At 45.4% G+C, this 24,984-nt stretch carries 27 protein-coding genes; 6 read left to right on the forward strand and 21 right to left on the reverse strand.

What is annotated here, in order from left to right:
* Window positions 1–61: 61 nt before the first annotated feature.
* The 13 genes from nuoH to ABIB39_RS17125 form a co-directional block, all read right to left on the reverse strand.
* Window positions 62–1,132 carry an NADH-quinone oxidoreductase subunit NuoH gene (gene nuoH, locus ABIB39_RS17065; RefSeq protein WP_354431385.1) on the reverse strand — a complete coding sequence of 357 codons (1,071 nt, stop codon included), beginning with the start codon at window positions 1,130–1,132 and terminating at the stop codon, window positions 62–64.
* A gap of 345 nt (window positions 1,133–1,477) precedes the next feature.
* Complete coding sequence (gene murI / locus ABIB39_RS17070) at window positions 1,478–2,317, reverse strand: glutamate racemase (protein ID WP_354431386.1); 840 nt, start codon at window positions 2,315–2,317, stop codon at window positions 1,478–1,480.
* Between the two features lie 62 nt (window positions 2,318–2,379).
* The gene (locus ABIB39_RS17075; protein WP_354431387.1) at window positions 2,380–2,892 is read right to left on the reverse strand and encodes an OmpH/Skp family outer membrane protein; all 513 of its coding nucleotides are present in this window, start codon (window positions 2,890–2,892) and stop codon (window positions 2,380–2,382) included.
* A gap of 52 nt (window positions 2,893–2,944) precedes the next feature.
* Window positions 2,945–3,475 carry an OmpH/Skp family outer membrane protein gene (locus tag ABIB39_RS17080; RefSeq protein WP_354431388.1) on the reverse strand — a complete coding sequence of 177 codons (531 nt, stop codon included), beginning with the start codon at window positions 3,473–3,475 and terminating at the stop codon, window positions 2,945–2,947.
* A gap of 21 nt (window positions 3,476–3,496) precedes the next feature.
* Window positions 3,497–6,052 (reverse strand): outer membrane protein assembly factor BamA, encoded by a 2,556-nt coding sequence (gene bamA / locus ABIB39_RS17085; RefSeq protein WP_354431389.1) that lies wholly within the window; start codon window positions 6,050–6,052, stop codon window positions 3,497–3,499.
* 63 nt (window positions 6,053–6,115) lie between these two features.
* Window positions 6,116–6,856 (reverse strand): undecaprenyl pyrophosphate synthase, encoded by a 741-nt coding sequence (gene uppS, locus ABIB39_RS17090; RefSeq protein WP_354431390.1) that lies wholly within the window; start codon window positions 6,854–6,856, stop codon window positions 6,116–6,118.
* Window positions 6,857–7,285: 429 nt separating this feature from the next.
* Entirely contained in the window at window positions 7,286–7,807 is a 522-nt protein-coding gene (locus tag ABIB39_RS17095) for an ExbD/TolR family protein (RefSeq protein WP_354431391.1), read from the reverse strand.
* A gap of 755 nt (window positions 7,808–8,562) precedes the next feature.
* Complete coding sequence (gene porG / locus ABIB39_RS17100; protein ID WP_354431392.1) at window positions 8,563–9,351, reverse strand: type IX secretion system protein PorG; 789 nt, start codon at window positions 9,349–9,351, stop codon at window positions 8,563–8,565.
* A gap of 10 nt (window positions 9,352–9,361) precedes the next feature.
* Window positions 9,362–10,243: an NAD kinase gene (locus ABIB39_RS17105; RefSeq protein WP_354431393.1), complete on the reverse strand. Its 882-nt coding sequence runs from the start codon at window positions 10,241–10,243 to the stop codon at window positions 9,362–9,364.
* Between the two features lie 8 nt (window positions 10,244–10,251).
* Window positions 10,252–10,914, reverse strand: coding sequence for a CBS domain-containing protein (locus ABIB39_RS17110; RefSeq protein WP_354431394.1), 663 nt, complete (start codon window positions 10,912–10,914; stop codon window positions 10,252–10,254).
* A gap of 3 nt (window positions 10,915–10,917) precedes the next feature.
* Window positions 10,918–11,679, reverse strand: coding sequence for an alpha/beta fold hydrolase (locus tag ABIB39_RS17115; protein WP_354431395.1), 762 nt, complete (start codon window positions 11,677–11,679; stop codon window positions 10,918–10,920).
* A 127-nt stretch (window positions 11,680–11,806) separates the two neighbouring features.
* Window positions 11,807–12,256 carry a GatB/YqeY domain-containing protein gene (locus ABIB39_RS17120; protein ID WP_354431396.1) on the reverse strand — a complete coding sequence of 150 codons (450 nt, stop codon included), beginning with the start codon at window positions 12,254–12,256 and terminating at the stop codon, window positions 11,807–11,809.
* A 120-nt stretch (window positions 12,257–12,376) separates the two neighbouring features.
* On the reverse strand, window positions 12,377–13,141 hold the full coding sequence (locus ABIB39_RS17125) for an SDR family oxidoreductase (protein WP_354431397.1): 765 nt from the start codon (window positions 13,139–13,141) through the stop codon (window positions 12,377–12,379).
* A 606-nt stretch (window positions 13,142–13,747) separates the two neighbouring features.
* Between ABIB39_RS17125 and ABIB39_RS17130 the strand changes: the two genes are divergently transcribed.
* Window positions 13,748–14,779, forward strand: a complete 1,032-nt coding sequence (locus ABIB39_RS17130) for an aldo/keto reductase (protein WP_354431398.1) — start codon at window positions 13,748–13,750, stop codon at window positions 14,777–14,779.
* A 43-nt stretch (window positions 14,780–14,822) separates the two neighbouring features.
* On the opposite strand, the gene ABIB39_RS17135 is transcribed toward ABIB39_RS17130, so the two are convergent.
* The 6 genes from ABIB39_RS17135 to ABIB39_RS17160 all read right to left on the reverse strand — a co-directional run bounded on the left by ABIB39_RS17135 (window position 14,823) and on the right by ABIB39_RS17160 (window position 20,325).
* The gene (locus ABIB39_RS17135; RefSeq protein ID WP_354431399.1) at window positions 14,823–15,653 is read right to left on the reverse strand and encodes a TlpA family protein disulfide reductase; all 831 of its coding nucleotides are present in this window, start codon (window positions 15,651–15,653) and stop codon (window positions 14,823–14,825) included.
* A gap of 11 nt (window positions 15,654–15,664) precedes the next feature.
* Window positions 15,665–17,032: a Gfo/Idh/MocA family protein gene (locus ABIB39_RS17140; RefSeq protein ID WP_354431400.1), complete on the reverse strand. Its 1,368-nt coding sequence runs from the start codon at window positions 17,030–17,032 to the stop codon at window positions 15,665–15,667.
* A gap of 342 nt (window positions 17,033–17,374) precedes the next feature.
* Entirely contained in the window at window positions 17,375–17,998 is a 624-nt protein-coding gene (locus ABIB39_RS17145; RefSeq protein ID WP_354431401.1) for an NADPH-dependent F420 reductase, read from the reverse strand.
* Between the two features lie 64 nt (window positions 17,999–18,062).
* The gene (locus tag ABIB39_RS17150; protein WP_354431402.1) at window positions 18,063–18,815 is read right to left on the reverse strand and encodes an SDR family NAD(P)-dependent oxidoreductase; all 753 of its coding nucleotides are present in this window, start codon (window positions 18,813–18,815) and stop codon (window positions 18,063–18,065) included.
* A gap of 93 nt (window positions 18,816–18,908) precedes the next feature.
* Window positions 18,909–19,496 (reverse strand): Crp/Fnr family transcriptional regulator, encoded by a 588-nt coding sequence (locus ABIB39_RS17155; RefSeq protein WP_354431403.1) that lies wholly within the window; start codon window positions 19,494–19,496, stop codon window positions 18,909–18,911.
* A gap of 70 nt (window positions 19,497–19,566) precedes the next feature.
* A complete protein-coding gene (locus ABIB39_RS17160) occupies window positions 19,567–20,325 on the reverse strand; it encodes an SDR family NAD(P)-dependent oxidoreductase (protein WP_354431404.1) in 759 nt (252 codons plus the stop codon).
* Window positions 20,326–20,476: 151 nt separating this feature from the next.
* Between ABIB39_RS17160 and ABIB39_RS17165 the strand changes: the two genes are divergently transcribed.
* The 3 genes from ABIB39_RS17165 to porT all read left to right on the forward strand — a co-directional run bounded on the left by ABIB39_RS17165 (window position 20,477) and on the right by porT (window position 22,493).
* Window positions 20,477–20,788, forward strand: a complete 312-nt coding sequence (locus ABIB39_RS17165; protein ID WP_354431405.1) for a winged helix-turn-helix transcriptional regulator — start codon at window positions 20,477–20,479, stop codon at window positions 20,786–20,788.
* Between the two features lie 251 nt (window positions 20,789–21,039).
* Window positions 21,040–21,771 (forward strand): bifunctional demethylmenaquinone methyltransferase/2-methoxy-6-polyprenyl-1,4-benzoquinol methylase UbiE, encoded by a 732-nt coding sequence (ubiE, locus tag ABIB39_RS17170; RefSeq protein ID WP_354431406.1) that lies wholly within the window; start codon window positions 21,040–21,042, stop codon window positions 21,769–21,771.
* Window positions 21,768–22,493, forward strand: a complete 726-nt coding sequence (gene porT, locus ABIB39_RS17175) for a type IX secretion/gliding motility protein PorT/SprT (RefSeq protein ID WP_354431407.1) — start codon at window positions 21,768–21,770, stop codon at window positions 22,491–22,493. Before ubiE ends, porT begins: the two co-directional genes overlap by 4 nt.
* A 5-nt stretch (window positions 22,494–22,498) precedes the next feature.
* Here the strand turns inward: porT and ABIB39_RS17180 are convergent, their stop codons facing one another.
* On the reverse strand, window positions 22,499–22,999 hold the full coding sequence (locus ABIB39_RS17180; protein WP_354431408.1) for a GNAT family N-acetyltransferase: 501 nt from the start codon (window positions 22,997–22,999) through the stop codon (window positions 22,499–22,501).
* 222 nt (window positions 23,000–23,221) lie between these two features.
* Complete coding sequence (locus ABIB39_RS17185) at window positions 23,222–23,917, reverse strand: S24 family peptidase (protein WP_354431409.1); 696 nt, start codon at window positions 23,915–23,917, stop codon at window positions 23,222–23,224.
* A 213-nt stretch (window positions 23,918–24,130) separates the two neighbouring features.
* Between ABIB39_RS17185 and ABIB39_RS17190 the strand changes: the two genes are divergently transcribed.
* Together ABIB39_RS17190 and ABIB39_RS17195 are read left to right on the forward strand one after the other, a co-directional pair.
* A complete protein-coding gene (locus ABIB39_RS17190) occupies window positions 24,131–24,316 on the forward strand; it encodes a hypothetical protein (RefSeq protein ID WP_354431410.1) in 186 nt (61 codons plus the stop codon).
* A 120-nt stretch (window positions 24,317–24,436) separates the two neighbouring features.
* On the forward strand, window positions 24,437–24,853 hold the full coding sequence (locus ABIB39_RS17195) for a hypothetical protein (RefSeq protein ID WP_354431411.1): 417 nt from the start codon (window positions 24,437–24,439) through the stop codon (window positions 24,851–24,853).
* Window positions 24,854–24,984: the final 131 nt, after the last annotated feature.

Genomic DNA, 24,984 nt, shown 5'->3' on the forward strand with positions numbered 1-24,984 from the left:
CCTAAACTCTAAATCCCGAAACGGAAATCCGAAATCGTAAATCGTAAATCCGAAATAAAACTCACATCACCCACAGCCGCCACACGCCGGATATGAGCATGCAGGCAAATGCCAGTGGGGTTAGTACTTTCCAGCACAAGTTCATCAGTTGGTCTACCCTTAAACGTGGCAGGGTCCAGCGGATCCACATTTGTACGCCTATTAATAATAAGGTTTTTATCAGGATCCAGATGATGCCCCAGCCCGCGCCGGTTGTCCACGTTGCCAAATGTACCGAACCCATGTTTGGTAAAGGCGTGTTCCATGCGCCTAAAAATAAAATTACGCCTACCATCGATACCAAAAACATCATCGAGTACTCGGCCAAAAACACCAGCGCGAATTGCAAACCGGTAAACTCGGTATGAAAACCCGCCACCAGTTCAGATTCGGCCTCGGGAATATCGAACGGTGCGCGGTTACTTTCTGCCAGCGAAGCAATGAAATAGATCACAAAAGCCACCATCAAATGCGGCGCCTGGAAAATATTCCATGACAGGATGCCCCCAATTTGTGATACATCCCAAAAGCCGAAGAACTTAGTTTTCTCTGCCGATAGGATGCCCTGCTGCATGGCAATATCCTGCAGGTTTAGGGTCTGTGCTATCATCACAACGGAGATCAGCGCGAACCCTGCCGGGATCTCGTAAGAAATGATCTGCGCGGCAGACCGCATTGCCCCCAATATGGAATATTTATTATTGGACCCCCAACCGGCCATCAGTATGCCCAGGGTTTCGATGGATATGATCGCGAATATATAGTAAAGCCCGATATTGATGTTAGCTGGGATGAGTCCCGGCCCCCAGGGCAGGGCAGCAAAAGCGAGGTACACCCCGATGAAAATTATAACGGGTGCCGCCAGGAACAGGATCTTATCTGCCGCGGCGGGGATAATAAGTTCCTTTTGCGCCATCTTCATCATATCGGCCAGTACCTGCAGGGAGCCGAACTTGCCCGTTTCTGTCGGCCCGAGGCGGTTTTGAATAAAGGCGCTCACCTTACGTTCGGCATATACGCCAAACATGGTAAACAGGGCCACAAAAGCAAATAAACCTGCTGCTACAATAAAATATGTAATGTAATAATTCAAGGGCAATTGCTTTGGGTTGCAAACTTAATAAATGCTAAGGATAGTTGACTGTTTTGGTAGTTTTTTTTGCGTTGCACGATGGGATTGCAGCGATAAGTGGCCTGCAGATTTCCCATAATGTTATGCTAACTTGTTTCAGCACCCCACATATTAGGTTTGTGCTTCTATATTACGCCAGTGCTTTTATTAATGGCAGTCCGCTCATTCAAAAACATAAACGCGCCTAACGAAGAACTAATCGCCGGATGGCCTGCGTGCGATTGCCGCGCTATTGCTCGCAATGATATAACGTTGGTTGCTTGTATAACACACCCCTACCCCTCTCAAGAGGGGATTTGTTAAAAGCTAACACGCCGGTTTTACATCAACAAACTCGCTCTTTACTTCGTTGCCGAAGAACCGGGAGGCGTGATGGTCAAAGTCGGGGGTGTCATCAATGGTGGTGTAAAATTGGCGGCCGCCTTGCTTGCTTAGGCGCTGCTCCATTTCGGGGTGGCGTTGCAGGTAATCTACCAGGCTGGTAGCTACAATATCGCCCTGGGCTACTACATTTATGTTTGCGGGCAGGTGGGCTTTTATCTTTTCCTGTAACAGCGGGTAATGGGTGCAGGCCAGCAGTATGGTATCAATATCCGGCGATTGTGCCATCAACTGGTCCAGGTACATTTGCACATAATAATCCGCGCCGGGCTTGTTGTATTCGCCGTTCTCTATGAGGGGTACCCAAAGCGGGCAGGCTTGTTGGTAAACTTTAATATCGGGGGCAAAATGTGCTATCTCTAACAGGTACGAGCCTGATTGTACGGTTCCTTGTGTGCCCAACACCCCTACCTGTTTGGTTTGGGTGTAATTCCCAATTACCTCGGCAGTGGGGCGGATAACTCCAAGCACGCGTTTATCGTTATGCATGCCGGGCATATCCTGCTGCTGTATGGTGCGCAAGGCCTTGGCCGATGCGGTGTTGCAGGCCAGTATCACCAACGGGCACCCTTGCTTAAACATCCACTGCACGCACTCCCAGGTGTACTGGTGAATGGTTTTAAACGAGCGGTTACCGTAAGGGGCGCGGCCGTTATCGCCCAGGTATAAGTAATCGTAACCGGGCATCTGCTCTACTATGGAGCGGAAAACCGTTAAACCACCTATACCCGAATCAAATACCCCTATTGGGCTGCCTGTTGCCATATCATCAAAAATAAAAAAAGCGCCCCGAATTGGAGGCGCTTTCTAAATAATTTAATTTAAGATTACTTTAATCCTAATTTAACCTTTACAGCTGGCATCAGGTCATCAGCATCCGGTGATACTACCAGGTATTCGCTGGTGGTATCTAATACGTAACCGTAACCTTTTTCTTTAGCTACCGCGCTAACCGCGCCACGTGCTTTATCGATCAATGGTTTACCCAACTCACGTTGTTTAGCTTCAACTTGTTGCTGAGATGAAGTTTGGTAATCCTGTAGGCGTTTTGCGATGTCCTGCAGATCTGCTTCAGAAGCTGTACGTGCAGCATCGGTCATACCGGCACGTTTGGTTTGGTAAGCCTGGCCTTTGGTTTGGTATTCGTTATTCATTGTAGTTAGTTGGTCAATGAATTGTTTCTGGTAAATTTCAAGCTGAGATTTTACAGTTTTGGTTTCGGGCATAAAATCGATCAACTGCTGGAAATTAATGTGGCCAATTTTTGATTGAGCCTGGGCAAAGTTGCCTGCAAATAACATAGCTGCTGCAACTAAAGCAACTTTAAATAGTTTTTTCATTTGTGTTCTTCTGGTGTTTAAAAAAATAGTTCTAATTATAAATATACAATCTTTATTTAGCAAACACACCCGGTTTTAAACCTAAGCGGGTTACTACAGCATCGCTTTTATTATAACGCGGACTTGCGTACAACATAATCACTTCGCTGTTTTTATCAAATATCATATCAAGGCTTTCGCTTTCGGCTACGGCCTGTACAGCTTTAGACACCCTATCCTGTATTGGTTTAATCAGCGCGTTACTTTTTTTAGAAAGCTCGCCATCAGGGCCAAATATCTGGCGTTGGTAATCCTTCGCTTGCTTCTCCTTATCTACAATTTCTGCTTCGCGGCGTTTACGCATATCCGGCGTCATTAGCACCTGGTCGGCCTGGTAGGCTTTGTACAGGCGGTCGATTTCCTGGAAACGGCCGTCAACATCCTTCTGCCACGATTCTGAAAGTGCTGCCAGCTGTTTTTGCGATGAAGCATATTCCGGCATGTGTTTCAAAATATAATCAGAATCTACATAAGCAAAGCGCTGCGCCATTGCGGCGGTGCATGTTGCAAACGTAACAAATAGTATTAAAATTATCTTCTTCATTATAATAATTCGTTTTACAAATTAATTAAACCCGCCACTTAAGCTTTGTGATATAGTAAAGTGGAAATGGCCTTTGTTGGCATCGGGCTGGTTAGGGATCTTGTCGAAACCGTAACCGTAATCTAAACCAAGTAAACCAAATATCGGTAAAAATATCCTTGCACCTACACCTACAGATTTCCTTACATTAAACGGACTAAACTGGCTAAAATTATCCCAAACGTTACCACCTTCTGCAAATGCCAGTAAGAATATCGTTGCAGACTGGCCTGTAATTACCGGGTGCCTTAACTCCATAGTGTATTTATTGTAGATAGCACTACCCTGGTTGGTATTGGCATTAAGCCTTGATCCCTCGGGCACTATCGAGAAGTTCTCGTAACCACGTAAACCTATCACATCTGTACCTTGCAGGAACTGGTAGCTTTGCATACCATCGCCACCCAGTTTGAAACGCTCGAACGGAGACGGACCAACCAACGCGTTATACTGGCCCAGGTAACCAAAACGCACCTGCGACATTAATACCAATTTACCGGTTATACGCTGGAACCACTGTGCATCAAACTTCCATTTGTAGTACTCTACAAAATGGTAACGCTCTTCTGGTGTTGCAACCTTATAGTTAATGCTGTTGAAAGCCGAGTATGGCGGTGTTGCCTGTATGGTTAATTTTATGTTTGAACCCGATGTTGGGTACAAAGGCACATCAACCGAGTTACGGCTAAGCTCCTGCGTTAATTTAATGTTGTATGATGTACCGTTCTGGAACAGGTAACCACCGTAGTTATCCAGATCGTAATGATCTACGTTAAGCGAGTAGTTTAACTGGAAGTAGTTATCCGGCCAGTTTAAACGCTTACCCAAAGTAATACCCACACCGTTGATGCGCAACTTATTATAGTTAGGGCTGGTTTTAGGGTAATACTGCCCTGTAGAGCTACCTTGTGTATAAGCCGATAACGCGAAGTAAATAGGTTTTTTACCACCTAACCATGGCTCGGAGAAAGTGAACGAGAAGTTTTGATAGGTACGCCCGCTCGATTGCCCCCTTAAGCTCAATTTCTGCCCATCGCCTTTTGGCAACGGTTTGTATGCTTTAAGGTTAAACAGGTTACGCAACGCAAAGTTGTTGAACGTTAAGCCTAAAGTACCCACTAACTGGCCACCGCCAAAACCACCTGAAAGTTCTATCTGATCTGATGGTTTTTCAACTACGTTGTAAACCAGATCTACCGTACCATCGGCAGGGTTAATATTTGTAGGCCTTGGCTCAGTTTTTTGCTCATCAAAGTTACCCAATTGGCCAATCTCACGAGCACTGCGGATCAATAATTCCTTATTGAATTTTTGCCCCGGTTTGGTACGGATCTCGCGCATTACCACTTTATCGTTGGTAACATCGTTACCTTTTAATATAACGCGGTTAATGGTGTATTGCGGGCCCTCGTAGATACGGATATCCAGATCGACAGTATCATTATAGATCCTGGTTTGTACCGGGTCGGCATTAAAGGTCAGGTAACCATCGTTAAGGTATAATGATGATACGTCGTCATTACTTGGTGTTGGGCCTGTTAAACGTTTTTCTAATTCGTCCTCGCTAAATACCTGTCCTTTTTCGATACGTAAGATCCGCTCCAATACTTCTGACGGGTAGCGGGCATTACCGGAGAATTTAACCTTACCAAAGTAATATTTGGGGCCTTCGTAAATTTTAATTTTTACGTCAACAGTTTTTTCATCGTGTTTGGTAACGGTATCGCTTATTACTTCGGCATCGCGGTAACCTTTGGCCTGCATTTTCTCGACAAGCGTTTGCTTATCTTCTTCGTATTTATCCTGTTTGAATTTTTTAGAACCAAAGATATTATAGACCTTTTTCTCGCGGGTGTTCTTCAACAGCTTGCGCAACTGGGCATCGCTAAACGCCTTGTTACCATCAAAATCTACACTATTGATCTTAACCTTAGATTTTTTGTCTACCGCGACGTCCAGTATAACGCTATTGGCATCCCCGGGGTCCTTGGTTTGTGTCATGGTAACTGTGGTGTTCAGGTACCCTTTTTCATTAAAGTGTTTTTTGATGATAGCTGATGTTGTGCTCAGTAAGTTTTCGTTAACGATCTTACCCGTTTTATCTGCCAGTTTTTTATTTACGTCCTCTATCTCGCCCTTTCGGATGCCCGTAATGTGCAAACGCGATAAACGCGGGCGCTCTATTACGGCTATCTCCAGATAAATGGTATCGCCATTAAAGCGGGTAACATTAAGCTGCACATTATCAAAAAGGCCCTGTTTGTACAGATCCTTTATCACGTTGGCGTTTGCTTCGCCGGGCAGGTTTATCTTGTCGCCTTTATTAAGTTTAGATATGGTAAGCAACACATCCTTATCCAAATATTTGGCGCCGGATACGGTGATACCACCTATAATATAATCTTTAGGGTTAAGGTAACTTAAACTATCTGCCGGGACAGAGCTGCCAGACAGTGCTGATTGCCTTTGGCTGCCTACCTGAGCCATTGCTGCAGTGCTTATAACAGAGAAGAGTAGAGCAAAAAAAACTTTATTCATTCGAATATTTTAGTGGGCTAAAAATAATTTATACAGTTGTTAAAAAGTGTTAAAAGTAAAAATTTAGTTTACCTGCTCGCTCGTCATCCCAAAACGGCGCTCGCGTTTTTGGTAATCAAGTATAGCTTCATACAAATCCTCGCGCCTAAAGTCGGGCCATAATTTGGTGGTGAAGTACAGCTCGGCGTAGGCAATTTGCCACAGTAAATAGTTACTTATGCGGTACTCCCCACTCGTCCTGATCAACAGTTCGGGGTTGGGCATACCGCCGGTATATAAATTATCTTCAAACAATTGTTCATCAATATCTGCAGGGTTTAATTCCCCGCTTTGTACTTTGGCTACTATATTTTTAGCGGCCTGTACCATCTCGCCACGGCTGCTGTAGCTTAATGCAAGTGTAAGCACCAGCCCGGTATTACCCGCCGTTTTGCTTATTGCATTCTCTAACTCCTTGTGGCATTTGCCGGGTAGGGCCTTAAGGTCGCCTATGGCGTTTAGGCGCACGTTATTTTTCATCAGCTTGGCAATCTCCTTATTAAGGGTGCTGATGAGCAGTTCCATTATAGCGGTAACTTCAAATTTGGGGCGGTTCCAGTTTTCGGCACTAAAGGTGTACAGGGTAAGGTATTCGATACCCAGTTCGCCGGCGCTCTCTACAATATCACGTACAGATAGCACGCCGTTATGATGGCCAAACACCCTTAACTTGCCTTTACCCTTAGCCCAGCGGCCGTTGCCATCCATAATAACAGCTATGTGGCGGGGTAATTTTTGAAGATCTATCTGGTCCTTATAACTCATTTCCCGAACGGTGTTAACAGTTGCTTATGAACTGTAGCGCCTATTGCCTTGTTAAAATTAAAAAGTTTTTAGCAAAGCCCTCAACAACTTATGCCCTTTTTTTCAGGTGACAAAGGTAAAACTTAATTGTATTTATTTTAGTATGCGGCAAAAAAGAAATAATTGTATCGGAGGGTGGTTTTGGATGTCCGGGATTTTCCGCTCGCATAGATTACTCACCCCGCTTCACTACGTTGGCCGACCCTCTCTGCTGCGCAAAGAGGGTGAAGAAAAGATTGCCCGGCCACCCTCTACTTAGGATAGGGCTGGGGATAGGCTTTTTTTTGCCGTTGTTGGTGTTGTCATCAACAACCCGTATGCTAAGCTCTGCGAATAATAAACATTTTGCTGGTGTTGCACCAACAAAAGCGGTTTATTATTCAATTGCCTTTAATACGCCTGCTGCTCTTTCAACAAACTAATATCTTTTGGGGCGATATCTGCAATGGCGTATTGCTGCACATCGGTTATCTTCATTTCGTCGAGGGTGTTTACAAGGTTGCCGTAAACGGATGTTTCGGCAGGCTTTATAATTACCAGCATGCTTTTGCCGGTGGTTTTTTGTACTTGTTTGCGGGTTTCCATTATAGCGTGGCGCAGGCCGCTACCGCTATAATTAGTAATAGTGGCTGGAATAATGGGATGATCGGCCATACCGAGGTAATACATGGCCTTGTTATCTTTTCCCAGGCAGATGGTCATGGTGCGCGATTGTGCCTGGCCGCCCGGCTCGTCGCCCACGGGCATGGTTACATCCATGGCCTTGGGTTTGCTCAACGTTGTGGTAAGCATAAAAAAGGTGATAAGCAGAAAGGCAAGATCAACCATAGCGGTAAGGTCTACCCTTAACGCGGCTTTTTTTGAGCGGGTTTTAGTGCCTGATTTTTCCGGGGTTGAATTTAATTCGGCCATGGTAATATAGTTTAAGGTGAAACAATTGGTTACATGTAATTAAACATATAAATATACTGTATTGTTTCAATAAACCAAATTAAATTTTGTAATAATCAAATTATAAGATTTTATATTTTGATTATTGAGCCTTACTTAGTAAGGCTATATTTAATGCGTAGTTTACTCACCCCGACTGCACTACGTTAGTCGACCCTCTCTGCTGCGCAAAGAGGGTGAAGAAAAAAATATTCTCAAACCCTCTTTCCGCGTAGCGAAGAGAGGGTGGTCGAGCGGAGCAATGACCGGGTGAGTTAAATATTAAAGGGTGAAGGCTATTTTCAACCCTCTTTACGCGTAGCGGAGAGAGGGTGGTCGAGCGAAGCAATGACCGGGTGAGTTAAATATTAAAAGCTGAAGGCTATTTTCAACCCTCTTTCCGCGTAGCGAAGAGAGGGTGGTCGAGCGGAGCAATGACCGGGTGAGTTAAATATTAAAGGGTGAAGGCTATTTTCAACCCTCTTTACGCGCAGCGAAGAGAGGGTGGTCGAGCGGAGCAATGACCGGGTGAGTTAAATATTAAAAGGTGAAGACTATTTTCAACCCTCTTTCCGCGTAGCGAAGAGAGGGTGGTCGAGCGAAGCAATGACCGGTTGAGTTAAATTGAAAGCTTGTTTCCTCTTACTAAGGCAAGTTTTTTGCAAAATCCGCATAAAGCAGAGCCCCCCTGCCACATCACGACCCTACACACCATCCAAGGCGAGGGAATTTAAAATTTAGTAATAACACTCCTGAGTTACAAAAGTGTAAGATATGGTAAAGCCTACAAACATGTAAAAATCGTTGGGGCGGTAATCGCCGCGCTGTGAGCCGGCTGTGCCTGTATTAAAACCAGTCTTTTCGCCAGAACGGTCTGACAGTGCTCTGGCTATCTCGCTATTAAACGAACCTTTGTTGGCGTAGTTTTTACTTACATCGTCCAGGTAATCGGTATTGGTGAAGCGATAGCCAAGATCGGCAGCAACGGTCCATTTGCCCGAAAAGTTGTATTTGAGCCCGGCACCAAACGGGATAACAATAGCTGTTTTTGAGTAGGGGTTGCTTTGCCCTTCAGTTTTCAACGGCCGTAAACCAACAATACGGCCGTGGTACTCGGCCCTTGGCGCGTATGATGCTATACCGGCCCCGAGGTATATATAAGGTGTGTATTTGTTTTTGCCCGCATCTGGTATGTAACTCATAAAGTTAAGCTCAGTCATTAAACTAAGTTCATTTATTGGGGTTTTAAAGCTCAGGTTACGATCGCGAAGCTGCTGGCTCGACGATTGGCTGTCATCGCCGCTTATTTGCCCAAAACTGTAGTTTAGTTTTAGGCCCAGGTAACGGTTAAAGTTACGCTTTACAAAAAGGCCTGCCTGCGCGCCGCTGGGTTTAATGGGGTTATTAATATTCAAATCGCCTATATAACCGGCCGCGCCAATATTACCGCCAATTTCCCAAGTTTGTTGCGCCTGCACATTTATGCTGATGAACAGTAAAATACAAAAGGCATATAATTTGAGCATCAAGGATCAATTAGTAATTACGGGCATCTAAACCCCATAATAGTTTTTTCCTTAACGTAGATAAGTAGCTTTCATTATTCAGGCGTACCAAATTTAGCTTAAAATCGGCCTTGTAAACCTTAAACTGCATGGGTTTGTCCACAATAACGGTGCGGCTATCGCAAGATACGATGTAATTATTGCCGCGGTAATCAATATCCAGCGTAAGTTCGCTGGTATCCGGCAGTACCACCGGCCTTACGTTCAAATTATGCGGCGCCACGGGTGTAAGCGCTATACTATTTGATTGCGGGAAGATGATTGGCCCGTTACAACTTAACGAATACGCGGTAGATCCTGTTGGCGTAGATACAATAAGCCCATCGCCCCAGTACGAGTTCAAAAACTCACCATCCAACGATACGTGGGTGGTTATCATGGCGCTATCGTCGCGCTTATGGATGGTTACATCATTAAGGGCGAAGTTATTGTCGCCAAAGATCTTTAGTTCAGAATCTATCATCAGCAACTCGCGGGCATCTAAAGAAAATTCCTGGTTTACCACGGCGTGGATGGCAGCGGCAATATCGCTTTTGTTGATACTGGCCAAAAAGCCAAGCCTGCCAAAGTTGATACCGATAACCGGCACGCCCGAATCGCGCACCAGGGTAACCATATCAAGCAGGGTACCATCCCCCCCAAGGGTTATAAAAACATCTACATTACCTTTTATGGGTTCATCGCAATTAAGGATGGCGCAGGTGCTGGTATCTACATTACCCTGTAAGTATTCGTTTAAAACCGGGTGAACATAAACATCAACCTTGTGCTGCGCGAGGCTGTCAAACACCTGGCGGATGTACGGGAACACCGATGGATCGTTAAACTGCCTGCCGTAAACTGCTATTTTCATATAAGGGTTTACAGGTTCAAATAATTCATGAACGAATCAAACCTATCCATAGAATTGTCGTTGTGGTCGGTGAAGTTGAAGGTGGCCTTTACGTCGTAATTATAACGTTGAAATGTAGCCAGTATATTAGAAATATCCTGCTTGTTCACTTTTAGGGTTACTTCCATTTTGGTACTATCCGGGAAGGTGCGGGTGTACGAGCTCAGGATCTGCGCGTTATCAGACTCTACCACCTGCGACATGTGCGCAAGCGAATTATTCTTGTTGTCAACCTCCAAAACAATAATACCGCCCGGCTCGGATACCGAGGTAAGCTTGGCGAAGTACTCGTTCATGGTGTTGATGCTGATCATGCCCAGGTAGTCCTTTTTATTATTGAGTACCGGCACCACGCTAAGTTTGCGCTCATAAAACAGGCGGATAACATCGTAAATATGCTGCTCCTCTAAAACGTAAGGGTTTACCAGCGATAAGGCCAACGACCCGATGGGCGCGTTATAGTCGGTTTCCTCTATCAGGTCATCCTCGCTGATAAGGCCCAGGAACTGATCCTCGTTTACAATTGGCAAATGGCAAACGCGAAACTCTGCCATACGGTCAAACACCTTCTGGATGGTATCAGAAGTATGTACCGGCGGTATCGCATCAGATATAAGCTCAATTGCAAGCATATTTTATTTTTTTAACTTTTCTAAAAACAGTTTTACGTATTCGTTAAATTCTTTCGGGCGCTCCATCATTGGGGCGTGGCCGCACTTGTCTATCCAATGCAGTTCCGAGTTTGGTAACAGTTCGTTAAACTCAAGCGCAACCTCGGGCGGGGTAATTTTATCGTCCCGGCCCCAAATTAACGATACAGGCATGGTAATCTTACGCAGCTCGTCTTTCATGTTATGTCGGATGGCCGATTTTGCCATAGCCAATAGCCTAAGCACCTTATGCCTGTCGTTGATCATTACATGTATTTCATGTACCATTTCTTCGGTAGCTATAATGGGGTCATAAAAGGTGTATTGCACCTTTTCCCTCACAAAATCGATACTCTCGCGGCGCGGGAACGAACCACCAAAAGCATTTTCATATAAGCCCGAACTGCCCGCCAAAACCAACGCTTTAACATAGCCCGGATGAGCCAGCACATAAACCAAACCAACGTGGCCGCCAAGCGAGTTGCCCAAAAGCACCACATTGCTAAGCTGTTTAAACTTTATAAACTTATGTACGAATTTTGATAACGCGCGGACTCCCGTAGTTAACAAAGGCATATCATATATAGGTAGTAACGGAATTATAACCCTGTAGTTTGGGCTAAACTCGCGGATAACATCGTCCCAATTGCTTAAAGCGCCCATTAACCCGTGAAGCAGCAACAGCGGTTCGCCCTGCCCCTCCTCGATGTAAGTGAAACCCTTTTCTTCTTTAAGCACATAATCCATAGTGTGGCTGGTGTAAGTATTTTGGTAAATATATCAGACCGAAATTAATTACAGTCTGCTTTGTTGTAAAATTATAATTATTAAGATAGTTTGCCAGCTTTAACTTCAATAATTATTTACGCGGCGTTTAGCCTAAGAGTTGTTTTACCACTTCAGATACCGTTTTGCCATCAGCACGGCCTGCAAGTTCTTTATTGGCAACACCCATTACACGGCCCATATCCTTTACAGATGTAACGCCAAGCCGTTCAATAACTTCCTGTATAAAACCCTCTATCTCAAACTTGCTCATTTGCTGCGGCAGGTACGGCTCAATCACATACATTTCTGCCATTTCAATATCGTACAGGTCTTCGCGGCCTTGTGTTTTGTAAATGTCGGCAGATTCTTTACGTTGTTTGATCAGTTTTTGCAACACTTTTATCTCGGCATCCTGGGTTAATTCGTCGGTAGCGCCTTTTTCTGTTTTAGCCAGCAACAATGCCGATTTTATAGCACGCAGCCCCCTAAGCCTGTCGGGCTGTTTGCTTAACATCGCTTGTTTTATATCCTGGTCTATTTGGGTAAGTAATGACATGGCTTTAAGTATTTAGTCCGAAAGTCCGATAAGTCGGAAAGTCCGGAAGTGTAATTTATAATTAATAAGTTATGTATCTTTTCGTCTTTCGGACTTATCAGACTTCACCGACTTTCCGACTTAACTATTCTTCCTAAAAATATTGGTTGCCGAGGCTTGCGCGGTTGGCATAATTACCAGGTCGTTGATATTTACATGCGCGGGTCGCGATGCGATGAACCAGATGGTTTCGGCAACATCGTTTGCCACCAGCGGTTCAAAACCGTCGTATACTTTTTTGGCGCGGTCCTTATCACCCTTGAAGCGCACTTCAGAAAATTCGGTTTCCACAGCGCCGGGGTGTATGGCAGATACCCGGATCCCCTTATCATTCAGGTCCATACGCATACCTTTATTAAGGGCATCAACCGCGTGCTTGGTGGCGCAATACACATTCCCGTTAGGGTAAACCTCTTTCCCGGCTATCGAGCCTAAGTTGATGATATGGCCGTAACCGTTGGTGATCATCCAGTTAGATACTACCCGGCTTACATACAGCAGGCCTTTAATATTGGTATCTATCATGGTTTCCCAGTCGTCGTAACTGCCGTTCTGGATCGGGTCGAGCCCCTGGCTGAGGCCGGCGTTGTTTACCAGCACATCAACCTTTTTCCAGTCGGCGGGCAGCCCTTCCAGGCTTTGAATAACCTGTTCGCGGTTGCGTACATCAAATGATGATACGGCTACCTCTACGTTATATTTATCATTTAAGTGGTGCGCTATCTTTTCCAGCCTATCCATACGGCGGCCGGTGAGGATCAGGTTGTAACCCTCGCGTGCGAAGGTGTGGGCGCAGGCCTCGCCTATCCCCGCGGTGGCGCCTGTTATTAATGCGATCTTTGCCATAGGTAATGTAACTATCGGCAACGAAATTATGTTTTTATGTTGACTTATTTTGTCTTTTTATAGTAAGGAGCAGCAGTTCCCCTCTTGAGAGGGGTTAAGGGTGTGTTCTACAACAATCCGTGATTGCAAGGTACGTGGCAATCGCACAAAGGACAGGTCTGCTATTTGTGTTTCATTAGGATTGGCAGTAAGTAATATGAGTCATCAGTGGATGTTTATTTTTTCGCCCGCCACAACCGGCCCTCGCGCTTTGACGTTTAGGCCGACGCTCTTTGGAAAACGAGTTTGATGAACCCAACAATACTTTCTTAAATGCGGCCTTAGCGTGTTGCGGATAGCACAGGCACTGCCTTACCAAACCCTTTAACAGCGACACGGTTCTGCCGCGACTTTTCTTTGGTTCGTTTCTTTTGAGAGAAAAGAAATGAACATCCACAGGCCCACAACTTAGAAAAGCCCATTCCTAACAAAGAACTAATTGACTATTACCAGCCAAGCAGATGATTTGGCCCTTATTCCATTTATGTTATTACCATGATATAAACTTTAAAACTATCTGAGAAGTTTGGGTATTATTAATACATCACACCACAAAAACATACATCAATGGAATACAGACAATTAGGCGGATCGGGTTTACACGTGCCGGTACTTAGCTTTGGCACGGCTACATTTGGCGGCTCGGGCGAGTTTTTTAAGGCCTGGGGCGATACCCAGCTTGATGATGCGAAAAAGCTGATTCATCTTTGCCTTGATGCAGGGGTTAACCTGTTTGATACGGCCGACGTTTACTCGGGCGGCATCTCCGAAGAAATTTTAGGACAGGCGCTGGAAGGCTTGCGCGATAAAGTGCTGATATCTACCAAAGCCACCTTTAAAATGGGCGACGGGCCAAATGATTACGGTTCATCAAGATATCACTTGGTTAAATCGGCAGAGGATAGCCTGCGCCGATTAAAAACCGACCATATTGATATTTACCACATGCACGGTTTTGACGGCAACACGCCGGTTGAAGAAACCCTGCGCGCATTGGATGACCTGATCAGCAGCGGAAAGGTACGGTACATTGCAGCCTCCAACTTTTCGGGCTGGCATTTGATGAAATCGCTTTCGGTATCTGAACGTTACGGCTGGGCAAAATATGTTGGGCACCAGGCGTATTATTCGTTATTAGACCGCGAATTTGAATGGGAACTGATGCCGTTAGGGATCGACCAAAAAGTGAGCACCATTGTTTGGAGCCCGTTGGCATCCGGCCAGTTGGGTGGCAAGTTCCGCAGGGGGCAGCCTATCCCGCAGGATAACCGCCGCAGCCAGGGTGGCAGCCACGGCCCCGAAACCGATTTTGAACGCCTTTATACCATTGTAGATGCCCTGGATGAAGTAGCCGAAGAAACCGGCAAATCGATAGCGCAGGTATCCATTAACTGGTTACTGCAGCGCCCTACCGTTGCCAATGTGGTTATTGGCGCACGTAACGAAGAGCAGTTAAAACAAAACCTTGCCGCTGTGGGCTGGAACCTTACTACCGAGCAGGTAAAAAAACTGGATGCCGCCAGCGACCGCGACCCTATTTACCCCTACTGGCACCAACGCCAGGATACGAGGTTAAACCCATTACCCAAGTTTTATTAAATCAAAGGCCCCGATAATTGGGGCCTTTACTATGTAGAACATACTATTTCAAGTTTCTGTCTAACTGGGCAGTTAACAGTGAGTAATCACTTGGTCGCGCGGCATCGGCAACCGCAATATTGCCCTGTTTATTTATGATCAAATAATGGGGCATTAAAACCTCTGCTTGGTTGTCACTTAATGCGTCGCGATAGAGTTTTTCATACTCCTCCCCTTCTAAAAACAGGTGCGACCCGGTAACATGAAATTTTTCGATCTGTTTTTTCCACAGATACCTGTTACCGCCAGATATATAAAGGTATGCAATATCATTACGTGCTTTATAATGGTCTTTTACAGGATGGGTAAAATTAGCAAACTCCAGCAGGCATGGCCCGCAGGTAGTGCCCCAAAAATCAACGTAAACTACCTTGCCTTTAAAATTTTTACCAATGATGCTTTTAAAGGATGTTTCGCCGGCATCAACCGTAATAAATGTTGCACCGGCTGGGGTATTTATAGCCATTGCTAATAATATTTTTGCAGCTATAAATACAACCACCAACCCTGCAAATGTAAAAGCGGGTTTTAAAAATGTTGGTTTTTGAGTTTTGGCATACCGCCTTAACAAATATACCCCGATCAATAAAAATACAATGCTAACACCACCCTTTAAAGCAGATAGTTGAATTAAGCTTTGATTTTTTTCAAATACGGTATCTAAAATGCCTGCCTTTTGCGCACTGTTAATATCCTTAAAATTTTGCACAACCTCAACAATTGGCTCTCGTACCTCTTTTTGCCAAGCCACATAGTATTCGCCCAGGTCAATTAGTAAAATAGGTATAATAGCCAGCAAAACAGCGCCTATCCAGAAATTTTTCGATCTGATCATTATGCCTACAGTTATTTACTCACCATTTTCATTTTTTCGGGATCCCAAAACATGGGGGTGTTTTTATAGTAGCTGTCGTTACACAAAAGTGCCGGGGCTGCGGCGCGGTAACCGAAGATGGCATCTTCGGTAATTTTGCCGTTGGTGCGGATGGCCGTGATCCAGTTATTCATGTGATCGTACGGGCCGCCCAGGTAGCCTTTTTCGGCATTGTAGGTAATTTCTTCGGGCGGCAGGATATGTTTACGGCCTGCATCGCTTTGGCCCGCCTTGCGCATTTTTTCGATATAGAAGGGATCGTCAGACGCGATCATTTTGTTACGTTTAAGGGTAACGCTATCCCACGTAACATCCATAGAACCCTCGCTGCCTACCAGTTTAAGGTAAGTTGTGCCGCTGGTGCCATCCACAAAGTTACAGCGCAGCGAAAGGTTGAACGCCGGGTGCGCCATCGTTTTGCCGTAATCAAACGTGCCCAATAAAACATCAGGCACTTCGCGGCCATCGTTCCAGTAACGTAACCCGCCCGAGGCGTAAATTTTGTTCGGCCCCATAGATCCGGTTATGAAGTGCAAACTGCTGAACAGGTGAACGAACAAGTCGCCAGCCATGCCTGTTCCGTAATCGGTATAGTTACGCCAGCGGAAAAACCTCTTGGAATCGTACGGGCGTTTTTGGACGTTAGATACGTAAGTTTCCCAATCTACCGTTTGTGCCGATGCATCTTCAGGGATAGGGTATTGCCAAACTTCGACGGGCGCGCGGCGCGCCCAAAAACCTTCTGCGTAATTAAGTTCGCCAATGGCGCCGCTTTTTAAAAGTTCGTGCGCTTTTTCGTTCCCTAATGATGATACCCCCTGGCTGCCCACCTGGAAGATCTTCCCGGTTTCTTTCTGCGCTTTTATAACCGCGGGGCCTTCGGCCACCGAGTGTACCATTGGTTTTTCGCAATAAACATGCTTGCCGGCGTGCATGGCATCTACAGAAATTTGCTGGTGCCAATGATCCGGGGTGGCTATAATTACCGCGTCAATATCTTTGCGGTTCAGGATCTCTTTGTAAATTTTGGTAGTATAAATATCGGCGCCCCAACGGGTTTTCGCTTCTTTAAGCCGGCCGTCGTAAAGGTCGCACACGGCAACCAGTTTTACACCGGGCACCTGCAGGGCAACAATGGCATCCTGCGTACCCATACCGCCGGCACCAATCAGGGCGATGTTCACCTGGTCGTTAGGGCCATATTGGTTATACTTTTGTTTCAGGTAATGAAAGCTGTGCTTATCGGCAGCCAGTAAGCTGCTGCCCGCGGTTACCGCTGCCGCTGTAGTTGCCAGTTTTTTAATAAAGCCCCTGCGGGATGCTTCGGGATTTTCTTTCATAATAGTGAGGTATATAGTTTAGTTGTTTGTAGAAAAGTGAAGGTATAATTTTTGTTTGATAGTTCATAGTTGGAGTGAATAGTTGATAGGTATGGTTCATGGGGGGAACGGCCATTGGTCAGGGAATTGTTTTAGGGTTGGTATTTTATTGGTAGGCTATCCCGGTAGAAGGAATGATATTTCGGAAAGCTATCAGCTTCCGTAATCAACCAAAAAACCGGCAACGGAATATGCCGCGTATACGATGATCGCGGGCATATCCTATTGCCGGTAATAGTTATTGATGTTTTCATCTCACGGAGAAGGCATTAAATATACCGCCATCCGCAAGGATGCCTTCCTTCAATCGAACTTGACCAAGTCCTGAAAGATGAGCTGACCCCAGCTATTTCCGCGTGCCTGCACAAGCAGCCCGCCGTCGGAAAGCCCGCCAAGTTTTACTGGTGCAAAACCAAGGTCTTCTGCAAGCGCGCTGATCTCTGCTGCCGCGCCGGCATCGTCACTCGCCAGGAACACAACCCTGCGGCCACCATGTACGGCCGGATCCTGGTTTAGTACGGCAGCGATCAAATGGTTAAAACCTTTAACCAATTTGCCACCGGTGAAGGCCTGCGCGACAAACCGGGCAGAAGGTAGTCCTCCCATCTTTTCGGGAGGTACGCCGTAGGCATTGGTTACATCAACGATGATCTTCCCTTGCCAGTTGGGCAATGCCTTTGCGACATCCGGGTGCGACTCGAAATGCACAGCCAAAAAAATAACGTCCGCCTTCACGGCTTCCGCCAGTGTTGCGGGAATGATCCCGGCGCCAATCGCGGCTGCATCTGATGCAAAGCTCTCCGGGCTGCGTGTGGTTGCAACGGACACTTTAATCCCCTTGCGGGCAAATGCTTTGGCAAGGGCTTTGCCTATACTGCCAAAGCCGATTATAGCATAGCTCGTTGCATTATTTTCTGAATTACTCATGATGATTTTTTTTAATTTAATTAATTAATGGCACAGGTAATCAACCCGTCCATCGGTGATTTACTTATTTAGACAAATAGGTCATCCCGCCATCAACAAGGATTTCGGCACCAAGCATAAACGAAGAGTCGTCAGAGGCCAGGAAAACGGCTGTTTTGCCAATATCCGATGGTTGCCCGATCCTGCCTATTGGCATTACACTTGCGAAGTGCGTTTTTAAAGCCTTAATTTGTTCTGCGGGAACAAACTTGTCAAACGCCGGCGTATCTGTTGTACCCGGTGTTATTACATTTGTTCTGATCTTTCTATCTAAAAGGTCGTTAGAAAACGCCTTTGCAAAAAAGATCACCGCCGCTTTTGCGGCACCATAAAGGCCAAATGACGGATATGCCCGATGTGCTGCATTCGACCCGATCAAAATAATAGAAGCGCCATCATTCATATAAGGCAGCGCTTTATTAACGGTGAAGTAAACACTTTTCAGGTTTAGATCCATCGCCTTGTCATAGTCGGCTTCACCAAGAGTTGCTACAGTCCCCACAGCTCCACCACCCGCATTGGCCACAACCACATCTATTTTACCAAACTTTTCAGCTATTGCTGCAAACGTGCTTTCCAGGTCGGCAGGGTTAGTTACATCGGCATTTATAGCAATAAAATTATCGCCAAGGCGGGCCGCAGCGCCATCTAAAGTTTCCTGATTTCTGCCGACGATAGCCCCGACCGCGCCTTCGTTTTTAAATGCTTCCGCAATGCCAAATCCAATACCGCTATTGCCGCCTGTAATTACGGCGACCTTGTTTTTTAATTTACTCATGATTTATATTATTTTACTTTATATCCAAAGGTGCGGCCTTGTAACGGGCTGTGCCTTGACATATATCATAAAACACGCTTGATATAAATCAATCTATTTTAAAGCGTTTTTCCTTAGCCTGCTCAAAGTTTCGGGGGATAAACCCAGGTAAGAAGCGATCATGTTTTGCGGGAACCGCTGTAGGAAATGAGGATAATCATTAACCAGTTCCTGGTAACGCCCTTCGGCCGAATTGCTGATGGCGGATTGCATCCTTTTCTGCGCTGCAATAGTGTTATTTTGACTGATCACATTTTGCATGGCCGAAAAAGCAGGGATGGGTTTTATAAACTCCTCGGCCTGCGCATTCGTTATTTGCAGCAGCTCCAGGTCCTCCAGTGCTTCGATATTAAAGCGGCTTGGCGTTAACTGGTAATAGCTTTCAAAATCGGCCAGCCACCAGTTTTCGACACTTAATTTAAGGATATGCTCATGCCCTTTTTCATCTACCGTGAACGTCCTGGCAGATCCCTTTACAATAAAGCCGGTGTATTTACAAACATCCCCTTCCTGTAAAAAATATTGCCGCTTCCGGAGTTTTTTGGGTTTGAAATGTGCCCTAAACACCTGCTTCTCATCCGCTGAAAGCATTTTGCCTGATAATGTTTGAACGTAATCGAACAGCGCTTCAAAATTGGACATCTTACAAGTATCTAAGGAATAAAATCAAAAATAGATGTTTTGATTTTATTCCTCGTTCTTTTGTTAATGTTTAAAAACCATACATACCACCCGAAACGGAAATTTGCTCGCCCGTGATCCAGGCTGCGTCATCAGACGCAAGAAAAACGGCAGCTTTCGCGATATCCCCGGGCTGGCCCCTACGGCCAAGCGGGGTGTTGGCAACAAACATTTTTTCATACTCGCTGCCGGCAGTAACTCCCGCGCTGGTCGCTCCTTCTGTTTCTGTAGCGCCCGGCAAAATAGAATTGATGCGGATGTTTTTTACACCCAACTCTTTCGATAAAGAAATAGTTATGGCATCTAACGCCGCTTTACTTGCAGAGTACAGCGAGACTCCCGCCATCGGCGATTTGCTTGCACCCGAACTGATATTGATGATATTACCGCCCTTATCGCCAAAAAGCTTTAACGATGCCTGGATAGTAAGTACAGGGCCCAAAACATTTACGTTAAAATGCTGATGAAAAGCTTCTACGGATGCCTGTTCGATAGGGAGGAATTGCTGGTAAACCGCGTTGTTTACCAAAACATCCAACGTGCCAAAAGCCTTCTCTGTTTCATCAAACAGCCTGGTTACATCGGCCTCGTTAGATACATCGGCTTGTACCGCGATGGCTGTGCCTCCGTTATCGGTTATGGCTTTAACCACTTTATCCGCTCCGTCTTTACTGGTGGCATAATTTACCACAACCTTAGCGCCCGCTGCCGCGAAGTGTTTTGCGATGGCTGCACCTATCCCTTTTGATGCACCTGTTATGATCGCTACTTTGTTTTTTAATTTACTCATTATTTCTATTACTTAATATTTGTACAACAAAGGTAGGTTAGATAAGTTACTTTTAGTAACTTTATACCGAAAAGTAACAGTAACACAGGTGTAACCAAGTAACATTATTATGCAACAAATAGCAAATTATCAAGAGGAGCTCAAGAAAAAAATGAGATCCGTAAGGGATTCAATGGACGTACTGAACGGGAAATGGAAGATCTCCATCATATCATCCATTTGCTGTTATGGCAAACGGCGGTTTTCGGATATTTTGAATGATGTTAGTGGAATTTCTAACAGAATGTTGAGCAAAGAATTAAAAGAATTGGAAATAAACCATTTGATAAAACGAACCGTTTTAGATACACAACCCATAACCGTACAATACGAACTTACGGAACATGGGGATACGCTGCAAACCATCATCAACAATCTTTCGGACTGGGGAATTGTACACCGGAAAAAAATAGTAGGGAAATAATTTTATCCCTTATCAAATGCAATCGCGGTAGGGATTGCAGTGGAAACCCCGGAATGCAGGGCTGCTTTTATCAGCAGCCTGTAATGAGGAGTTGCAACGGAAAGCCCGGGCCGCAGGCAACGCCATAGTTAGTGTAAAGTTCAAAGTAGAAAGTTCAAAGTCCGCTCCCGCCTTCCAACCCCCAGCACCTTAACCATCAACTATAACCCATGAACTATGAACTCCAATACTTATCTTTGCCGCTACACACAATGAGCAAAACTGTAACACCATACCAAAACCAGCAGGGCACCAAAAAAGAGCAGGTGGCCGATATGTTTAACAACATTTCTAAAACTTACGATTTTTTGAATCATTTTATGTCGCTGGGGATAGATATCATCTGGCGCAAAAAGGCGATCAACGAATTGAAGGACGATAAGCCCCAACTGATACTGGATGTGGCTACCGGTACCGGCGATTTCGCGTTTGAGGCTCTAAAGATCCTGAAGCCTAAGAAAATTATTGGTGTGGATATTTCGCGCGGGATGCTGGATATTGCCGACCAAAAAATTGCTAAACGCCGCCTTGGCGACAAGTTTGAGGTTAAACTGGGCGATTCGGAAAAGTTGCCCTTTGAGGCTGATGAATTTGACGCGGTTACAGTGGCTTATGGCGTGCGTAATTTTGAAAATTTAGAAACCGGACTGGCCGATATTCACCGGGTGTTGAAACCGGGTGGCAAGGCCGTGGTGCTGGAGTTTTCGAAACCAAAAGGCTTCCCGATAAAACAGCTTTACGCTTTTTACTTTAACTACGTAACGCCGGGTATTGGCAAGCTATTTTCTAAAGATGCCAGGGCATACACCTACCTGCCGGAGTCTGTTGCGGCTTTCCCGGATGGTGAAGCGTTTACTACGTTGATGCAAAAAGCAGGCTTTAAAAATACCAAACAGCGCCCTTTGGCGTTTGGTATCTGTTCCATTTACACTGGTACTAAATGATCAAAACCCGCCTCTTCATTACCATAATGCTCATAGGCTGCAGCAATTTGCTGCGGGCGCAGGCATGGGGCGGCGGCGCCGACCAAAACGACCTGAGTTTTGGCTTTTCCTTCTCGTACGTATCAAACAGTTTTAAGATAATCAAACAACCCAACTGGCAAACGCCTTTTGTAGACCCGGAAACGGGCGCGAACGTAAGCACGCCGCTAAATGCCATCAGTTCTAAAAGTACGCCCGGTTTCGCGGTTGGTTTTTTGACCCGCTACCGCCTAACGGAACACCTGGAGGCCAGGATTACCCCGTCGCTGGTATTTTCGGACAGGTCCGTTACCTATAATTATGTGGACCCAGCCCAGGATGTGGTCAAGCCCGTGCAAACCACTACAGTTGATTTCCCGCTGCAGTTGAAATTAAAATCGGACAGGTTAGGGAATGCCCGCGCTTATTTAATAGGCGGGATAAAATACTCGGGTGCCATAGGCTCAAAAAAGGACCAGCCCAACACCGCCCCTACCGAGCGCCTTTTGCGCAACGTGCGCGGATATCCATCGTACGAGGCGGGCTTTGGGTTTGATATTTACTTTGAATATTTTAAGCTGTCACCAGAGATAAAATTGACCAATAGTATTGGCAATATATTGGTTGCCGATAATACGCCATTTGCTTCGCCTATCAGCAAGTTATCGCTGCACACGTTTACATTCAGTTTGTTTTTTGAGTAAGCGGGTTAATCCAGCCGTTTTTCGAAACATACAAAGCTGAGGCCCGGCCTAAATTCTAACGTTATTTCGCCTTTTAAACAGTACCCCAATTTTGGGAAAAGCTGCTGCGTAGCATGGTTTTGCGAGTTAGTATCTATGCGTAACGTGTGGATGCCACGGGCAAGCGCCACAACCTCGGCCTGGTAAAGAAGATCGGCGGCTAAGCCCCTGCCCCTAAACCGCGCACTAACCGCCAGTCGGTGGGTTACAATCGCTTCTTCAGTAATATCCAAGCCAACCTGCGCATACTCGGGATATTGCTCGGTAGTGATGGCGGTCAGGCCTGCAATTTCGCCATTTTCATCCGCCACCCAAAGTTGGCCGGCGTTAATATCATCCTCAAAAATTTGTGGGTTGGGATATTTATCGTCCCACTGTAAATTGCCGGCCGCACGCATAATGGGCACAACTTCGGCTATAACAAGCATGATGGCGGGAATATCGGTTAAGGTAGCAAGGCGGATCATTTTGATTTTAGAATTACGATTTTAGATTCCGGATTTATTTTTTTGATCTTCATGTAACAAATTTCAACATCCTGCAAATTTCGACATGCACACGTAGAAGTATTCTCCTCGCTAACGCTCCTTCGAAATGACATTTCTTTGTATTTATCTTTCGGACTGCGAACTTTTCATCTGCACATCTGCACATCTGCATATCCGCACATTTGCATATCTGCACATCCACTAATGGTTATGCTTTTTATGGATATCCTTTACCAGGCATAGTTTTTTAATTTCATCTATGCGGATGGGGAACGGGGCATATTTTAGGCGGCCGGCAACCATTTCTGTTACATTATCTGAGTGCGCTATCACTTCTTCGGGGTTATCGCTGGCCAGCAGGCGTTTGTACATGCGGTAATCGCCCCATTCTATGTAATACACTTCGCCTGGTAATATCTTTTTATCGTTGATAGTTTTGAGGGCAACCCAGCAGCCGTTCTCCAGGTATGGGTACATCGAGTGGCCCCAAACCGGCAGCGCGAAATCGCACTCCTCTATCCCCGGGAAATTCATGCGGCCTACCGATTGCGAATCGTTTATATCGTTATACACCTCCACGCCCGATGCCGTAGCTATAATATCATACATGGGGATGCCTTCTTCGCGATGCATGGCAGCGGGTTTATCCGCGTTCCTTTTTGCGCCGCCAAGGTGCTCCGCATATTTTTCTTTAAAGGTCTTTAGTTTTTCAGGGTCGATGTTTTGGCGGCTCTTGATGATTTCGGTAATAGAACTCGCCGAATTGAAGCCAAGGGCATCGGCCAGCTCGCTATTATTATTAAAAGCCCGGCCACGCAACTGGTTGTACAGGATAATAAACTCGAGTGTTTCAGGCCTTACTGTTTTTATTTTATTCGGTTTTGACAGGTCATCCATAGCAATAAAAAATAATTACAGATATTTCTTTATTTAATTAAAGATATTTCTTTATATTTGTTCGTTCGATAATTGCTAATTTAAAACTAAAAATCAACAATCCAAATATTATGCATACAGAACTTAAAGAATATACTTTATTAACCCCTCTAAATCTCCGCCGTTAGGGGACTTTAAAGATCAACAATAAATAAGCTAAATTATATATAACCCATGCATATAGCCTACTGCGCCCTGCGCACTAAAAAAAAGAACGGGACAACCACCCTTATCAACGATGAACTGACCCAACGCTACCAGGGCTACCAAACCGCCTGCAACAAATACCGCGCGGAGATAGCCGCCATACAGCAGTATATCCCCGGATGGGTACCTCCTTTTTTGGAGGGGAAAGGTTAAAGGCGAAAAGCCGGGGAAGGACAAAGGTTTTAACTTCTCCATGAACCATCAACCATTATCTATTAACCATCGACTAATCACTAATCAATATCCCGCTATTGGGAAACTAACTAAATAATCATGATAAAAATCGCACAAAAAATCAAAACCCAGCTGTGGTGGCTCATCATCACGGTAGATTACAACTACAGCCGTATCTGCATTGCCGACCACGACCTTACCGACGATCACCTGACCCTATGGTTGGAGGACAAACAGGACTTCAAGAACTCGCTGGATGAATGCCTGCAGCTGGATATCAGCCTGAAAAACTTTGCCAAGGTGATCACTACCGAAAACCTGAACAGTTACGAGGGCCAGCGCGTGCACCCCAACAAACAGTTTGTTTACAAAACCCGCGTACAGATCAACGAGGCCATTACCTGGTACCAGCAGGACGCTACCCTGGTAGAACAACAATGGGCCCGCGAAGCGATGCTAAAAGCTATATTAACGCAGTTGGTAGAAACAGAGGCGGCAATCGATAAAGGCTGGTAAATATTATGCCAAATGGCATTTATAGCATAAAAATGATATGGAAGGGCAATGGCAATTAGTGTGTTATTAGGAATGGTAGTTTTAAGTTGTATGGCCTGTGGATGTTCATTTCTTTTTTGTCGCAAAAAAGA

This window comes from Mucilaginibacter sp. UYP27 (assembly GCF_040547175.1).
Classification (GTDB): Bacteria; Bacteroidota; Bacteroidia; order Sphingobacteriales; family Sphingobacteriaceae; genus Mucilaginibacter.

Coding starts and splice junctions, on each gene's coding strand:
- ABIB39_RS17125 (WP_354431397.1), bottom strand. CDS start 13,141: ATGGCAAAGATCGCATTAATAACAGGCGCCACCGCGGGGATAGGCGAG.
- porG (WP_354431392.1), bottom strand. CDS start 9,351: ATGCTCAAATTATATGCCTTTTGTATTTTACTGTTCATCAGCATAAAT.
- porT (WP_354431407.1), top strand. CDS start 21,768: ATGATCAAAACCCGCCTCTTCATTACCATAATGCTCATAGGCTGCAGC.
- ABIB39_RS17105 (WP_354431393.1), bottom strand. CDS start 10,243: ATGAAAATAGCAGTTTACGGCAGGCAGTTTAACGATCCATCGGTGTTC.
- ABIB39_RS17155 (WP_354431403.1), bottom strand. CDS start 19,496: ATGTCCAATTTTGAAGCGCTGTTCGATTACGTTCAAACATTATCAGGC.
- ABIB39_RS17190 (WP_354431410.1), top strand. CDS start 24,131: ATGCATATAGCCTACTGCGCCCTGCGCACTAAAAAAAAGAACGGGACA.
- ABIB39_RS17160 (WP_354431404.1), bottom strand. CDS start 20,325: ATGAGTAAATTAAAAAACAAAGTAGCGATCATAACAGGTGCATCAAAA.
- ABIB39_RS17135 (WP_354431399.1), bottom strand. CDS start 15,653: ATGATCAGATCGAAAAATTTCTGGATAGGCGCTGTTTTGCTGGCTATT.
- ABIB39_RS17195 (WP_354431411.1), top strand. CDS start 24,437: ATGATAAAAATCGCACAAAAAATCAAAACCCAGCTGTGGTGGCTCATC.
- ABIB39_RS17115 (WP_354431395.1), bottom strand. CDS start 11,679: ATGGATTATGTGCTTAAAGAAGAAAAGGGTTTCACTTACATCGAGGAG.
- ABIB39_RS17180 (WP_354431408.1), bottom strand. CDS start 22,999: ATGATCCGCCTTGCTACCTTAACCGATATTCCCGCCATCATGCTTGTT.
- ABIB39_RS17075 (WP_354431387.1), bottom strand. CDS start 2,892: ATGAAAAAACTATTTAAAGTTGCTTTAGTTGCAGCAGCTATGTTATTT.
- ABIB39_RS17120 (WP_354431396.1), bottom strand. CDS start 12,256: ATGTCATTACTTACCCAAATAGACCAGGATATAAAACAAGCGATGTTA.
- murI (WP_354431386.1), bottom strand. CDS start 2,317: ATGGCAACAGGCAGCCCAATAGGGGTATTTGATTCGGGTATAGGTGGT.
- ABIB39_RS17165 (WP_354431405.1), top strand. CDS start 20,477: ATGAGATCCGTAAGGGATTCAATGGACGTACTGAACGGGAAATGGAAG.
- bamA (WP_354431389.1), bottom strand. CDS start 6,052: ATGAATAAAGTTTTTTTTGCTCTACTCTTCTCTGTTATAAGCACTGCA.
- uppS (WP_354431390.1), bottom strand. CDS start 6,856: ATGAGTTATAAGGACCAGATAGATCTTCAAAAATTACCCCGCCACATA.
- ABIB39_RS17095 (WP_354431391.1), bottom strand. CDS start 7,807: ATGGCCGAATTAAATTCAACCCCGGAAAAATCAGGCACTAAAACCCGC.
- ABIB39_RS17185 (WP_354431409.1), bottom strand. CDS start 23,917: ATGGATGACCTGTCAAAACCGAATAAAATAAAAACAGTAAGGCCTGAA.
- ubiE (WP_354431406.1), top strand. CDS start 21,040: ATGAGCAAAACTGTAACACCATACCAAAACCAGCAGGGCACCAAAAAA.
- ABIB39_RS17140 (WP_354431400.1), bottom strand. CDS start 17,032: ATGAAAGAAAATCCCGAAGCATCCCGCAGGGGCTTTATTAAAAAACTG.
- ABIB39_RS17145 (WP_354431401.1), bottom strand. CDS start 17,998: ATGAGTAATTCAGAAAATAATGCAACGAGCTATGCTATAATCGGCTTT.
- ABIB39_RS17150 (WP_354431402.1), bottom strand. CDS start 18,815: ATGAGTAAATTAAAAAACAAGGTCGCCGTAATTACAGGCGGCAATAGC.
- ABIB39_RS17130 (WP_354431398.1), top strand. CDS start 13,748: ATGGAATACAGACAATTAGGCGGATCGGGTTTACACGTGCCGGTACTT.
- ABIB39_RS17110 (WP_354431394.1), bottom strand. CDS start 10,914: ATGCTTGCAATTGAGCTTATATCTGATGCGATACCGCCGGTACATACT.
- ABIB39_RS17080 (WP_354431388.1), bottom strand. CDS start 3,475: ATGAAGAAGATAATTTTAATACTATTTGTTACGTTTGCAACATGCACC.